Source organism: Streptacidiphilus rugosus AM-16 (assembly GCF_000744655.1).
In the GTDB taxonomy this organism is placed as follows: domain Bacteria; phylum Actinomycetota; class Actinomycetes; order Streptomycetales; family Streptomycetaceae; genus Streptacidiphilus; species Streptacidiphilus rugosus.
On the sequence record NZ_JQMJ01000003.1, the window covers coordinates 595539 to 609600 of the forward strand.

12 protein-coding genes are annotated in these 14062 nt (G+C 73.4%); 2 read left to right on the forward strand and 10 right to left on the reverse strand.

The window, feature by feature from the left end; genetic code table 11:
• Positions 1-54 precede the first annotated feature (54 nt).
• The 7 genes from pheA to BS83_RS06115 all read right to left on the reverse strand — a co-directional run bounded on the left by pheA (position 55) and on the right by BS83_RS06115 (position 7612).
• On the reverse strand, positions 55-987 hold the full coding sequence (gene pheA, locus BS83_RS06085) for a prephenate dehydratase (RefSeq protein WP_037601738.1): 933 nt from the start codon (positions 985-987) through the stop codon (positions 55-57).
• Positions 988-1139: 152 nt separating this feature from the next.
• Complete coding sequence (efeB, locus tag BS83_RS06090) at positions 1140-2411, reverse strand: iron uptake transporter deferrochelatase/peroxidase subunit (protein ID WP_037601741.1); 1272 nt, start codon at positions 2409-2411, stop codon at positions 1140-1142.
• Positions 2412-2480: 69 nt separating this feature from the next.
• Positions 2481-4550, reverse strand: coding sequence for a copper resistance protein CopC (locus tag BS83_RS06095; protein WP_051942695.1), 2070 nt, complete (start codon positions 4548-4550; stop codon positions 2481-2483).
• Between the two features lie 10 nt (positions 4551-4560).
• On the reverse strand, positions 4561-5043 hold the full coding sequence (locus tag BS83_RS06100) for a copper chaperone PCu(A)C (RefSeq protein ID WP_051942696.1): 483 nt from the start codon (positions 5041-5043) through the stop codon (positions 4561-4563).
• A 20-nt stretch (positions 5044-5063) separates the two neighbouring features.
• The gene (locus BS83_RS06105) at positions 5064-5753 is read right to left on the reverse strand and encodes an SCO family protein (protein WP_051942697.1); all 690 of its coding nucleotides are present in this window, start codon (positions 5751-5753) and stop codon (positions 5064-5066) included.
• Positions 5754-5848: 95 nt separating this feature from the next.
• Positions 5849-6601 (reverse strand): YcnI family copper-binding membrane protein, encoded by a 753-nt coding sequence (locus BS83_RS06110; RefSeq protein WP_037601746.1) that lies wholly within the window; start codon positions 6599-6601, stop codon positions 5849-5851.
• Positions 6602-6805: 204 nt separating this feature from the next.
• Positions 6806-7612, reverse strand: a complete 807-nt coding sequence (locus tag BS83_RS06115) for a hypothetical protein (RefSeq protein WP_037601749.1) — start codon at positions 7610-7612, stop codon at positions 6806-6808.
• Between the two features lie 277 nt (positions 7613-7889).
• Here BS83_RS06115 and BS83_RS06120 point away from each other — a divergent pair, with 277 nt between their 5' ends.
• Together BS83_RS06120 and BS83_RS06125 are read left to right on the forward strand one after the other, a co-directional pair.
• Positions 7890-8420: an ATP-binding protein gene (locus tag BS83_RS06120; protein WP_037601751.1), complete on the forward strand. Its 531-nt coding sequence runs from the start codon at positions 7890-7892 to the stop codon at positions 8418-8420.
• Between the two features lie 93 nt (positions 8421-8513).
• Positions 8514-9281 (forward strand): MerR family transcriptional regulator, encoded by a 768-nt coding sequence (locus BS83_RS06125; RefSeq protein WP_037601754.1) that lies wholly within the window; start codon positions 8514-8516, stop codon positions 9279-9281.
• A 31-nt stretch (positions 9282-9312) separates the two neighbouring features.
• On the opposite strand, the gene BS83_RS06130 is transcribed toward BS83_RS06125, so the two are convergent.
• The 3 genes from BS83_RS06130 to BS83_RS06140 form a co-directional block, all read right to left on the reverse strand.
• Positions 9313-10314: a helix-turn-helix domain-containing protein gene (locus tag BS83_RS06130; protein WP_051942698.1), complete on the reverse strand. Its 1002-nt coding sequence runs from the start codon at positions 10312-10314 to the stop codon at positions 9313-9315.
• Between the two features lie 743 nt (positions 10315-11057).
• Positions 11058-12533 (reverse strand): aminopeptidase P family protein, encoded by a 1476-nt coding sequence (locus BS83_RS06135; RefSeq protein WP_037601757.1) that lies wholly within the window; start codon positions 12531-12533, stop codon positions 11058-11060.
• 195 nt (positions 12534-12728) lie between these two features.
• Positions 12729-14006 (reverse strand): PP2C family protein-serine/threonine phosphatase, encoded by a 1278-nt coding sequence (locus tag BS83_RS06140; protein WP_063774105.1) that lies wholly within the window; start codon positions 14004-14006, stop codon positions 12729-12731.
• Between the last annotated feature and the right edge of the window lie 56 nt (positions 14007-14062).

Here is a 14062-nt window from a genome sequence, read left to right on the forward strand (position 1 = left end):
TCTCCGGCGAATCCCCAGGGTGTGGATAACCAGCCCGCCTGTGGATAACTTCGGCTACTGCTCGGCGCGCCCGTCCAGGCAGCGGGACAGCCAGTCCGAGGCACGGACGAACTCGGCGTCCGACGTGCCCGGACGCACCGTCGCGGCCTGCGCGTCCGCCCGCGGATAGGAGCCGAGGAAGCGCACCTTCGGGCAGATCCGGTGCAGACCCATCAGCGCCTCGCTGACCCGGCGGTCGCTGATGTGACCCTCCGCGTCGGCGGAGAAGCAGTACTTGCCGAGGCCCTCCCCGGTCGGGCGGGACTCGATGCGCATCAGGTTCACCCCGCGCACCGCGAACTCCTGCAGCAGCTCCAGCAGCGCACCCGGGTGGTCCTCGCCGAGCCAGAACACGGCCGAGGTCTTGTCCGCGCCCGTCGGCGCGGAGGTGCGGCCGGGACGCCCCACCAGCACGAAGCGCGTGGTCGCGTTCGCCGCGTCATGGATCTCGGTGGCCAGCGGCACCAGCCCGTACTGCGCGGCGGCGAACTCGCCGGCGAAGGCGCCGTCGAAGCGACCCTCCTGCACCATCCGGGCGCCGTCGGCGTTCGAGGCGGCGGACTCCCAGTGGGCGTCCGGCAGGTGGTCGGCCATCCAGTGCCGGACCTGCACCTGCGCGGCCGGGTGGCCGGTGACCGTCTTCACGTCCTGCAGCTCGGTGCCGGGCCGGACCAACAGCGCGAACGCGATCGGCAGCAGCACCTCGCGGTAGATCATCAGCGGCTCGCCCTGGGCCAGCTCGTCCAGCGTCTGGTTGATGCCGCCTTCGACCGAGTTCTCGATCGGCACCAGCGCCGCCGCGGCCTCGCCGTTGCGGACGGCGTCCAGCGCGGCGGGCACCGAGACGGAGGGGACCAGCTCGCGGGTCGCCGACTCCGGCAGGGTGCGCAGTGCCGCCTCGGTGAAGGTGCCCTCGGGACCGAGGTAGGTGTATCGGTTCGCGGACAAGGCGACCTCCCAAGCTGCGTGTGCCACGGACGTAACGTTAACGACTCGACGTCCGCCGGGGACGTGGAGTCTTGCGAACTGGACGTGTTCCCCGGCGGTACCGCCCGACCGGTGCGCCCGACCGGTGCGGACGACCGGTGGCGCTGTCGCGCTCAGCTCTCCAGCAGCGCCTGGCCGACGTATCCGCCCGGGCCCGCGCCGCCGGGGAGGGCGTAGAGGCCGCTCGACTCGTGCACGACGAAGCGCGACAGCGCGTCGCCGCGGGCGAGCTTGCGCTGCACCGGCACGAAGCCGGTCAGCGGGTCCGCCTGGAAGCAGACGAAGAGCAGCCCGGCGTCGGGGGCGCCGTCGGGTCGGAAGCCGTCCTGGTACGAGTAGCCGCGCCGGAGCATGGCCGCGCCCTGGTTCGAGTCCGGTGCGGCGACCCGGACATGGGCGTCGCCGGGGATCGCCAGCGAGCCGTCGGGGTTCTGCTTCGTCAGGTCGACCGGGGTGGTCTCGGTGCCGCCCGAGAGCGGCGCGCCGGTGTCCTTGCGACGGCCGATCACCCGTTCCTGCAGCTCGCGCGACTGCTGCTCCCACGGGTCGAGCAGCATCCTGATCCGGCGGAAGACGGCGTAGCTGCCGTTCGCCATCCAGGCGGCGCTGTCCGAGGCGGCGGGCACGGCCGGGCCGCCGGGGACGAACACGCGGCGGGCGAAGTCGGCGTCGGCCGGCTTGGGGTTGTTGGTGCCGTCGATCTGGCCCATCAGGTTCCTGCCGGTCCGCGGCGCGGCGGTCGCGCCCGGCGCCCGGCTGAAGCCGTTCATCTGCCAGCGCGGCGCGGCCTGGCCCGCGGCGAGGCGCTGCAGGGTGCGGGTGGCGTGGAACGCGACGAGCGGGTCGTTCGCGCAGACCTGCACCCACAGGTCTCCGTCGCTGCGGGCGCGGTCGATCCGGTCCTCGGGGAAGGCGGGGAGCGCGGCGAGGGCGTCGGGCTGACGGGCGGTCAGTCCGGCCCTGGCGAAGAGGGAGGCCCCGAAGCCGAAGGTGACGGTGAGCGAGCTCGGTCCGGCGTCCAGGGCGGTGAGGTCGTCGGTCAGGCCGGCCGGCGTCCGGCCCTCGGCCATCGCCGCGGCGGCCGCGGACCAGCGCTTCATCAGCGCGGTGAGACCGGGGCGTCCGGTGCCGGGGGTGAGGTCGAAGGCGGTGGCGTGCATGGTCGCCTGCATCGGCTCGACGATCCCGGCCTGGCGCGTGCCGTGGAAGGGGACGGCGTCGCCGCCCAGGGCGGTGAGCGGTGCGCCGCCCGCCGCCCTGGGCCTGCCGTCCGCGAGCGCGTAGCCGCCGACGCCCAGGGCCAGGCCCGCCGCGCCGCCGACCCCGGCCGCGCCGAGCAGGTGCCGGCGCGAGAGGCCGCCGCGCTTGTCGTTGTCGTCGGTCATGGTGCTGTCTTTCTCGGTCTTTCTCGGGCTTTCGCGGTGTGTCCCGGGTCGTTCCCTGCGGTCCGGATCTCAGCCCACCGCGACCGGGGCGGTCACGGTGGTCTCGTCGATGTCGTCCGAACGGACCGTGACGGCGAGCGTCCAGTCCCCGGGCAGCGGCAGTTGGAGGTCGGCCGCGCCGTAGTGGCCGATGTCGAGATGGTCCAGCTTCACCGGCAGGGGGCCCAGGTTCCTGGCCTTGAGGGTGAGCGCGACGTCGATCTCGGGGACGTCGACGGGCTTGCCGGTGGCGTCGTAGAGGTAGGCGTGCAGGCTGTTCTGGCCGGTCCTGGCCGGGTCGATCTCGACGGTGACCTTGCCCTTGGCGGCCGGGGTGCGGCCGCCGGTGTCGTACGGCAACGTCACGTCGACCGGCCCGCGCGAGGCGGCGGCCGCGGCGGCCTGCTGCTCGGCCACGGCCCGGCCGGGCGCGGAGTTGGTCAGCAGGGTGGTCACCACCAGGACGACGACGGCGAACATCGCCTCCAGGCCGACGGACCGCAGCAGCATGCCCCGCGCCGGGGCGGCGGCCCGCGCGTTGCGCAGGCCGGCCTGCTCCCTCGCCTTCGCCTGCCGTGCCAACTGTGCCGCCCGCTCCGGGTCCTCGGGAGCCGAGCCGGCCCCGGCGGAGGAGACGGAGGCGGCTCCGCCCGCCTTCGCGGCGGTCACGGCGGCGGGCGCCGGTGCGGCATGGGCTTCGACCGCCTCGACCGTTTCGGAGTCCGTCCGCGCCGTCTCCGGCGCCTCGACGGAGTCGGTCGAGCCCGCCGTTCCGGCGGCCTCGACGCGGAGCAGCGCCAGCCAGCGGCGGGAGATCCAGGCGGCCGCCAGGATCACGGTGACGGCGCCGAGCTTGACGAGCAGCAGCCGGCCGTAGGTGGTGGCGGTGAGTGCGGACCAGGAGCCGAGGCCACGCCAGGCCTGGTAGGTGCCGGACGCGGCCAGGGTGGTGATCGCGCAGAGCGCCAGGGTGGAGAAGCGCTGGACCGAGGCGACGCCGATGCCGCCGTCCGCGGCGGAGCGGCGCAGCCCGAGCAGGACGGTGGTCAGGCCGCCCAGCCAGAGGCTCATCGCCAGCACGTGCGCGGTGTCGACGGGGACGGCCAGCGGCACCTGGAGGCCCACCGACGCGTGGTCGCCGAGCGGCCAGGTGACGGCGATCGCGACGGCGAGCACCGCTCCGGTGACGCCCAGCCAGATCCGGCGACGCTGCTCCGCGTCGCGAGCACCGTTCTCCGCCTTCGCCTCCGTCGCCGGTCCGGCGGAGCCGTCCGGGGAGGCGTCGCCGTCGCCGGAGGAGCCGGAGAGCAGCGCGAGGAAGACGCCGGCGCCCGCGAGCAGCAGGACCCGCACGGCCAGCAGTTCGCCCAGCTTCTCGCCCAGCACCTGCCGCAGCAGGGTCAGGTCGAAGACCCGGCCGAGGCCGGTCCCCGCCTCGTACGTTCCGCGCAGCGCCAGCTCGGCCAGCGTCGCCAGCAGCAGCCCGGCCCAGCCGGCCAGCATCAGCCGCTGCACCGAGCGCAGCCGCAGACCGCCGGGCCAGCAGAGCAGTACTGCCCCCACCGAGCCGGCCAACAGCGCGAAGGTCCCGTACTGCACGGAGCGTGAGACGCCGTAGAGAAAGCCGGTCGCCGTCGTCCCCGACGCGCCGCCGTCCGCCCCCGGCACCCCGCTCAGTGTCGCGGGCGAGGAGGTGCGGCCGATGGAGAAGGTGTACGCCCCGGCGACCGGGTGGGTGTCCGCGGAGATCACCCGCCAAGCCACCGTGTACGTGCCCTGCACGGACGCCGCGTCCCCGCCCAGCCGCACCCGGGCCGTGGACGCGTCGCTGCCGGCGTGCGCGGCGCCGCCCACGTCCACCCGCTTGCCGCTCGGGTCGAAGACCCGCACCGCGTCCGGCTCCAGCGTCACCGTCTCGCTGAACCGCAGCGTGACCGCGCTCGGCGCGACGGCCAGGAGGGTGCCCTGCGACGGGTCGGTCGACAGCAGTGCGGCATGCGCGGAGGCGGTGCCCGCGCCGCCCAGCAGCAGCAGGACCAGCAGTCCGAGCAGGGCGGCCGCCGAGCGGGCCGGACGAGCCGGGCGAACGGTGCGCTTCATCGGGTCGTCCTCACTGCCCTGACTGGTCCGGCTGGTACGTCATCGGCTGCACGGTCGCCTCGACGGTAACCGGAGGGGCGCCCTGGAAGGCGAGTTTCAGCTCGACCCGCTCGCCCACCTTCGGCTGCGGATGGAGGCCCATCAGCATCAGATGCCGCCCGCCGCGCGCGAACGCGACCGAGCCGTGCGCGGGCACCGTGACCTGCTGCAGGTCGACCATGGTGGTGGCGGTGCTCTCGTGCATCGTGACGCTGCCGGCCTCGGGGCTGGTCACGCCGGTCAGTGTCACCGCCGTGCCGCCGCCGTTGCGCACCACGAAGTACCCGGCCGCCATGTCCGGCATGGACGGCAGCGGTATGTACGCGCCGGAGACGGTCACCGCGGCGGTGCTCGCCGAGGCGGCCGCCCGGTCCGAGGAGGGGTTCGACGACGAGGCGCCGCAGCCCGCGAGGCCGGACACGGTCGTCAGCGAGGCCAGTGCGACCGTCGCCACTACGCCGCGCGCCCGCCGCGTCACGCCGTCACGCCCTTGATCAGCAGTGGCAGGTCGTGCTCGAAGACGGCCGTGGTGGTCCCGCTGGTGTAGAGCAGGTGGGCCTTGTCGTCCGAGGGCAGGTAGCCGAGCGTCTGCGCACCGTGCACCGGCTCCTGGCCCTTGACCGGGGCCGCGACGTAGACGCCCACGGACTTGGCGGCCGCAATGATCGTTCTGATGTCGCCGGTCAGTCCGACGAAGCTCGGGTTGAAGGCGTCGAGCCAGCCGCGGATCGCCGCCGGGGTGTCCCTGGCCGGGTCGGTGGTCACGAAGACCACCTGGATCTCGTTCTGCTGCGCCTTGGGCAGCTTGCTCACGGCCACGGCGATGTCGCCCATCGTCGTGGGGCAGACGTCGGGACAGTGGGTGTAGCCGAAGTAGAGCAGCATCGCCTTGCCGGCTGTGCGGGCGGCCAGGTCGAAGGGCCTGCCGCTGGTGTCGGTCAGCGTGACGGCGGGCTTGTCGAAGGTCCGGCCGAGGTAGACGCCCTGGTAGGGCCCGGACTGGCCCTGCAGGGACGGGGTGATCTCACCGGACGGCGATCCGTCCGACGAGGAGGAACCGGAGGAGCCGCAGGCGGCCAGCAGCAGCGCGGCGGCGCCGCCGAGCGAACCCAGCAGCACCGAGCGGCGACTGGGGGCTCCCTGGAGGTTCGGGAGAGGGGACATGGGGTCGGGACTCATCTCTCTGGTGCGGAAGGAGGCGGAGCGGGGGTGGCGGGCCGGGGCGACTGCGCCCGGCCCGCCGACGCGGGGTCAGGCCGTCACGCGGCGCCCTGACCGCCCCGTCCGCCACGTCGCCAGCCGAGGAAGCCGAGGGCCACGCCGCCCAGGCCCACGACCACGCCGACCCCGCCCAGCACCCGTGCCGCCGTGTCGCTGCTGTCGCCGGTGTCGGAGGAGGCCGCGGTCTGCGTGCCGCCGGTGGCGCCCGCGGCGCCCTTCGCGTCCGCGCTGTCGGCGTTCGCACCGGCCGCGGTCAGGTTGAGCGTCGGCGCCGGGTGCTGCGGCTCGGTGCCGCCGGAGCCCGCCGGGGTGTCGATCCAGCGGACCACGCTGCCGTCGGAGTAGGTCTGCAGGGTCTTGAACGCCAGCTGCTTGGCGTCCTTGGGGAGCTGACCGAAGTCGACGGTGAAGTCCTGGTATTCACCGGGCGCGATCTTCCCGCCGGTCCAGACGATCTCCGAGACCGCCTCGGTGACCGGGCCGTCGTCGGTCTGGATCGGGGTGGCGAGCTTCGTCGTCTTCACCTCGCTGGTCCACCCCGGCACGGACTCGACCAGCGCCGAGGCGATCGGGTGGTCGGTCGGGAAGTAGACGTCGACCTTGACGGTCGAGGCGGTGTCCGACTCGTTCGGCACACGGAAGGCGAAGGCCTGGTCGGCGGCGCCGGCGGCGGCCGAGTCCGGCTGCACCGTCACGTGCGCGCTGGCCGGACCGGCCAGCAGCAGCACCGCGCCCGCGCCGAGCGCGACGGGGACGGCGAGACGACGAGGGACGCTGATGAGCTTGCGCATGGGTGGATCTCTCCTCAAGGAAGACCTGGTGCCGCCTCAGGGCGATGGCCCGGGGCAGGCGGGAAACGGAGGCCTCCATCTCAAGATCATCCAATGTTTCACGTGAAACACTTGGCGATCTTGGTCCGGGGCTTCCACGGCAGGGCGCAGGGCCTGTCGCCGCCCCACCAGGTCCGTACTGCGGACGTGAGAAGAGACGAGCGGTCAGGCCGGGAGAGCGCGTGGCGGACCGCGGCGGACCAGCTGGTGCCGGAGCAGCGCCCGGCCGGGCAGCCGCCAGTCCTGCGCCCTTCGGCGGGGCGCGGAACCCGAGGCGTCCCCGGGCAGGGCGACCAGCGCGAGCAGCAGCCGGAACAGCGTCCGCAGCGGCGCGAAGGCCAGCGCGAGCAGCCGGAACAGCGCCTGCTCACCGCGGCGCAGCCACCAGCCCGCGACCAGGGCGGCCAGCAGGTGGCCCAGCAGCATCAGCGGGCTGAGACCCAGCACCGCCCACGCGCCCCCGTGGGAGACGGTGAGCGAGGAGGGGAGGGAGGCCAGGTAGAGGTGCGGGTCGATGCCCGCACGGCTGACGATCTGGGCGGCGGTCGTGCCGGGCGGCAGGTAGAGGTCGCCCGCGCCGGCCGGTCCGCAGATCAGCTTCGCGGCCAGCTGGGTCAGCGGATCCGCCGCGGCGGAGGCGCCCCCCATGCCGCTCATGCCACTCATGCCGGGCATCGAGGCCGACATCGCGTCCATGCCGGACCGGCCGAGGTGGAAGAGGGCGTGCAGGGCGAGCTCGCCGACGGCCAGCCCGGCGGCGATCGCCGGCAGGCCCCGTTCGCGCCCGGCCAGAGCCGTCGCCGCGACCAGCACCAGGACCAGGCCGATCAGCAGCGTCGGCAGCGGCACCGTGCCGCCGCCCCCGAGCGTGTGCCCGAGTGCGGACACCAGAACGCAGACCGTCGCGAAGGGCAGGGCCCTGAGCAGGCGAAGGTCCAGGCTGGCGGCGCGCGCGGCGCTGGGGGCGGTCATGACGCCCGCCAGTCTCTCAGAGGGGTGCTCGACGAGGACTCGCGGGGGAGGAAATGACCGGAGTTTCCGGTTTCCGCGTCCGCCGAGGAGCGCTCGAGCGCGCCCGCACGCCCCGGCGTGCGCCCACCGGAGCCCGCCCGCCCCCGCGCGACCCGATCAGCTCCCCCGCCCCCGCGTATCCGCCAAGAGAGCGACAAGATCCGAGCGAAGCGGTTCGTTCCTGTGCGGCTCGGCAATACCTACTGGTATGTGGCGGCACAGCCAGGAGGAGCCTTCCGTGGACATCTGGTGGTCTCTGCACCTCCGGCGTGAGCCGGCGAGTGTGCCGCTCGCCCGCCGCGTCCTGCTCGGCACCATGGCCACCGTCGGCGTCGACCCCGAGATCTCCTACGAGGTCGGCATCGCGCTGACCGAGGCCTGCGCGAACGCCGTCGAGCACGCCGCTCCGGGCGCGGCCGGCAGCGAGGACGACGGCTTCCACGTGACCGCCACCATCGAGGGCGACCGGCTGCGCATCGAGGTCACCGACTCGGGACCCGGCTTCGCCCCCCGCGTGCGAAGGGAGCGGACCGCCAGGTCGGGCCGCCGTCCCGAGCCCGCCGAGCGCCCCGAGCGTCCCGAGCGGACCGTTCCCCGGCGTGCCGCGGTCGTCACCGCCGACCCCTCCGCCGAGAGCGGTCGAGGCCTCTTCCTGATCCGCGCACTGGCCGATCACGTGCAGTTCCGCAACCATCCGCGACGGGGTGCGGTCGTCTCCTTCGACAAACTGCTCACCTACCAGGACCGGCCGCTTGCCCGCGCCTCCTGACCGCGCCGCCGCGGAGCCCGTCCCGACCGGGCTTGACTCTCACGTGACGTGAGGCCGCAGGCTGGGTGACACGAGGGAGAGGAAAGGGCCCCCATGAGTTACTCGGTCGGTCAGGTCTCGCGGTTCGCCAAGGTGACCGTGCGCACCCTGCACCACTACGACGAGATCAAACTGCTCAGCCCCCGTGGCCGCACGCCGTCCGGCTACCGCCGTTACGACGACGCGGACCTGGACCGGCTGCAGCAGATCCTCTTCTACCGGGAACTCGGCTTCTCCCTCGACGACATCGCGTCCATCCTGGACGACTCGGACGTCAGCCCCAGTGAGCACCTGCGCCGCCAGCACCGGTTGCTCACCGAGCGGATCGAACGACTCAAGGAGATGGCCGCGTCCGTGGAACACGCACTGGAGGCGAGGAAGATGGGGATCCAACTGACCCCGGAGGAGAAGTTCGAGGTCTTCGGCGAGGGATACGTCGACTACGAGGACGAGGCGCAGGAACGCTGGGGCGAGACCGACGCCTGGAAGCAGTCGCAGAAGCGCGCCTCGAAGTACACCAAGGCGGACTGGGTCGAGATCAAGGCCGCGGCCGACGAGCTGGACCGCAGGATCGGCGCGGCGGTGCGCGGCGGCGTCGCCGCCGACAGCGAGGAGGCCATGCAGCTCGCCGAGGACCACCGGCTGCACATCGGGCACTGGTTCTACGACTGCTCGCACGCGATGCACCGCTGCATGGGCGAGATGTACATGGCGGACCCGCGGTTCACCGAGTACTACGAGAAGATCGTGCCCGGCGGCGCCGCCTGGTTCCGTACCGCCGTGGTGGCCAACGCCGACCGGGCCGAGGCCGCGCAGGCCTGACCGCCGGTCGCCGGATCCCTGCGGAGGGCGTTCACGCCGCGCGCGTGAACGCCCTCCGGTATGCCGTGGGAGTGGTCCGCATCGCGCGGACGAAGTGGTGGCGGTAGGTGGCCGCGCTGTCGAACCCGACGGCCGCGGCGACCTCGTCGATCGGCGCCTCACCCGACTCCAGCAGCGGCAGGCTCGCGGCGACCCGCTGCGCGATCACCCAGCGGATCGGGCTGGTGCCGTTGCGCCGGGTGAAGTGACGCAGGTAGGAGCGCTCGGACATGCGCGCCGCGCGGGCGAGTGCGGGGACGGTCAGCGGCTCGCCGAGCCGGTCCATCGCCCAGGCCATCGACCGCGCCACGCCGTCCTCGTCCTCCCGCACCGGCCGCACCGCGGCCTCGATGAACTGCGCCTGCCCGCCCTCGCGGTGCGGCGGCACGACGAACCGCCGGGCCACGGTGTTGGCGACGAGCGCGCCGTGGTCGGAGCGGACCAGGTAGAGGCACAGGTCGATCCCCGCGGCGCTGCCCGCGCTGGTGAGCACGTCCCCGTTGTCGACGTAGAGCACGTCGGGGTCGACCTCGATCTCCGGATGGCGCTCGGCCAGCAGTGCCGAGTAGCGCCAGTGCGTCGTGGCCCGACGTCCCGTCAGCACCCCGGCGGCGGCCAGCGCGAAGGCCCCGGAGCAGATCGACACCAGTCGCGCCCCGCGCGCGTGCGCGTCCCGGAGGGCCGCCACCAGCGCCGGGGACACCTCGCCCCCGGCGTTCGGCACGCCGGTCACGATGACGGTGTCGGCGGCGGCGAGTGCGTCCAGGCCGTGCTCGGCCCTCATGGTGAAGCCGCCGACCACCCGCAGATCCCGTCCCGGCTGCTCGGCGCAGACCTTCAGCTCGTACCAGGGCAGCTCCCCGAGCTCCGGTCGGTGCAGCGCGAACACCTCGACGACGACGCCCAGTTCGAAGGGCGCCATGCCGTCGAAGGCGAGCACCGCGACGGTGTGGGCGGGCGTCGGGCGGGGGCCGAGAGCGAGGTCCAAGGTCATGGCGAGATCTTAGCGGGGCAGGATTTTTCCGCCATCCCGAAAATCTTCTGATTCACCTGCAACCCCCGCCGGGGATGCGCGTCTATGGAGACGAGAGAGCGGGAAGCGCCCGAAGAACCGGGCGCCCCGCCTCGGCCGAAAAACCCGAACGACCGTCACCCTGGGGGGACTCCGTCATGAAGTTGCGCCTTTCGTCCCGGTTCGCGAAGTTCGCCACCGTCGCCGCGACCGCTCTCGGCCTCGCCGCCGGCGCGACCGGCACCGCCGACGCCGCAGCCGTCTCGCCCTGGCTGACGGGCAGCCAGATGCCGCAGGCCGCCGCCTTCCACTGGCAGGCCCAGCCGCAAGGCCAAGGCCGCCCTCGCGCGGATCGAGGCCGACTACGCCCACTGCACCGCCGAGCTGGACCGCTTCTCCGACCTGGACACCGGCAAGCGCGTCCACGCCCGTGTCGACCGCACCGCCTGGCTCCCCGGCGGCGTCGCCTACCGCGTCGAGATCCGCAACAACCTCGGTCGTCCCGCCGACCTGCCCGACCTCCCCTCCGACGCCCAGGAGCTCTTCGTCCAGCGCGGCGCCACCATCTCCTACATCGCCCTCGACGGCGCCAACCCCCGTATCGACGCCGTCAACGGCTCGCTGCAGGTCCTCAAGACCATGGCCGCCCGCCTGGGCTGAGCCGTACGCACGAAGGGCGGGCGACCACCGGTCGCCCGCCCTTCGCGGTCCTGCTCCTGCTCAGGTCAGCCCTTCAGGCTCGCCATCCAGCTCTCGACCTCGTCGATCGTGCGGGGCAGACCGGACGAGAGGTTGCGGTTGCCGTCGGCCGTGACCAGGATGTCGTCCTCGATCCGGACGCCGATGCCGCGGTACTCCTCCGGCACGGTCAGGTCGTCGGCCTGGAAGTAGAGGCCGGGCTCGACCGTCAGCACCATGCCGGGCTCCAGCACGCAGTCGACGTACGCCTCGACGCGCGCCTGGGCGCAGTCGTGGACGTCCAGGCCGAGCATGTGGCCGGTGCCGTGCAAGGTCCAGCGACGCTGCAGCCCGAGCTCGAGCACCCGCTCGACCGGGCCCTCGACCAGGCCCCACTCCACCAGCCGCTCGGCCAGCACCTGCTGCGAGGCCTCGTGGAAGTCGCGGTAACGGGCCCCCGGCTTGACGGCCGCGATGCCCGCCTCCTGGGAGTCGTAGACGGCCTGGTAGATCTTCCGCTGCAGGTCGTCGAAGGTGCCGTTGATCGGCAGCGTGCGGGTGACGTCGGCGGTGTAGAGGGTGGACGTCTCCACGCCGGCGTCGAGCAGCAGCAGCTCGCCCGGGCGGACCTCGCCGTCGTTGCGGACCCAGTGCAGCGTGGTCGCGTGCGGACCGGCGGCGCAGATCGAGCCGTAGCCGACGTCGTTGCCCTCGACGCGGGCGCGACGCCAGAAGGTGCCCTCGATCCAGCGCTCCGAGGTGGCGACGGCCTGCGCGAGCTCGCGCACCACGTCGGTGAAGCCGAGCACGGTCGCGTCGCAGGCGGCCTGCAGCTGGCCGAGCTCCCACTCGTCCTTGACCAGGCGCAGCTCGCTCAGGAAGACCTTGAGCTCGTTGTCGCCGTGCTTGGTGGTGTGCGCGTCGAGGGCGGCCTCGATCCCGGCGTCGTGGCCGCGGAGCACGCGGGTGCGGGCGGGCGCCTCGTCGGCGCGCTCGGCCAGCTCGGCCTCGGCGTTCCGCACGTCCTTGGCGGGCAGGCCGAGCAGCACCTCGGCCTCGGTGAGGCTGTGCCGACGACCGACCCAGAGCTCCCCCTGACCGCTCAGCCAGAACTCGCCGTTCTCCCGGTCCGAGCGCGGCAGCAGGTACAGGTAGGCGTCGTGCCCCTGGTCCCCGCCGTCACGAGGCTCCATCACGAGGACGGCGTTCTCGGTCTGGTCGCCGGTGAGGTGCACGTACTCCGTGCTGGCGCGGAAGCTGTACTCGGTGTCGTTGGACCGGGTCTTCAGCTTCCCCGCGGGGACGACGAGCCGGTCGCCGGGGAACCGCGCGGAGAGCGCGGCCCGCCGCTTGGCCGCGTACGCGGACTGCTCGGCCGGGACCAGATCCCGCAGCTCGGTGTCGGCCCAGCCGGTCTTCATGACGGCGGTCAGCTCGTCGGAGATGGCCGGGTAGAGCCCGTTCTTCCGCTGCTTGATCGGCTTCGGCTCGGTCTCCTCGGGAGCGAGGTCGTCCTCGGTCACGCTGTGTCGCCTCCTCGTGGTACGGGGGAACCGCGCCCTGTCAGGGGTGTTCCGGGCATGCGGTCCGTACAAGGGTACGGGGCAAGACCGTTTGCACGACAGAGCCAGGTGCGGTTCAGGGCGTCGCGCTTCGCGAGGGCGGGCGACTCGCACGCACCAGGGGCGCCCCGCGCCCCTGGAGGTGCAACCGGCTCGTCAGTCGAAGCGTGCGGCGAGGAGGACGATGTCGTCGCCGCCCGGGGACGGGGCCTTCGCGCCGACGCAGGTTTCCAGGAGGTAGTCGCAGAAACGTTCCGGGTCCTGGCGGACCTCCCGCGGCGCCTCCGCCGCGGCCGCGCGGAGGCGGGCCTGGCCGGAGTGGAGGCTGGAGCCGCAGCGTCGGGCCAGACCGTCGGTGTAGAGCAGCAGCACGTCGCCGCGGTCCGCCCGCAGTTCGACACCCGGTGCTTCCCAGCAGCTCAGCATGCCCAGCGGCGCGCTCAGCGAGGTCTCCACGAAGGAGGCCCCGAACGAGGTCACCAGCAGCGGGGGACACTGCCCGGCCCCCGCCAGGGACAGTCGCCGGGCGCCCGGTTCGACGTAGGCGTACAGCGCCGTCGCCGTGCGGGCCGGTTCCGTGCTCTTCAGCAGCAGTTCGAGATCGCCCAGGACGGCGACCGGATCCTCGCCCTCCAGCACCGCGTACGCGCGGAGCGCGGCCCGCAGCCGGCCCATCGCGGCCGCGGAGTCCGCGCCGCCGCCGGTGACGCTGCCGACGCTGAGGGCCAGTGCGCCCTCCGGCAGGGAGATCGCGTCGTACCAGTCGCAGCCGCCCGCGCCGTCGAGGCCGGCGGCGATGCAGCGCGCGGCCAGCGCCATGCCGGTGGGCCGGGGCAGGCCGCTCGGCAGGAGCCCGCGCCGCAGCGCGTCCGCGGTGCGCTGCAGGCGGTCCCTTTCGACCTCCTTGGCCAGCAGGCGTGCGGCCGAGGCGCAGTAGAGGCCGGCCAGGCGCTGCTCGCGCTCGGTCGGCTGCGCGGGGGTGTCGTAGAACCAGACCACCGAGCCGAGGTCGGCCAGCGGCTGGGCGTAGGAGGCGCCGATGCCGAGCTGGCCGGCCACCTCCTGGAAGCGGTCGCCGGTGGGCTCGCCCCCGGAGGGACGCAGCACCTGGGCGGTGGGGACGGTCTCCAGCGCGCCGAGGGCGGCGTGGTCGAGGCCGAGGCCGAGCGTGGTGGAGGGGTGCGAGAGCATCAGCATGCCGCGGCGCGCGCCGATCAGCGCCGCGCCGTCGGCCAGGACGCCGGCCAGCGCGGCCGCCAGGTCGGGCGCGGAGCTGAGCCGGTCGGTGAGGTCGTAGAGGGTGGTCAAATCAGCCAGGGGGTCGGCGGAGCGCTCACGGAACGCGCTGATGTTGTCTCCGCTGATCGTTTCCGCAGGGCTCGTGGGCGCGGGGAGGCCGAGGGCCGTCTGAGCGGCCGCCTGGGGCTCAGCCATGGTCCGCACCTGCGATAACTACAAAGAGTGATGCTGGATTCTTACTATATTGTCTG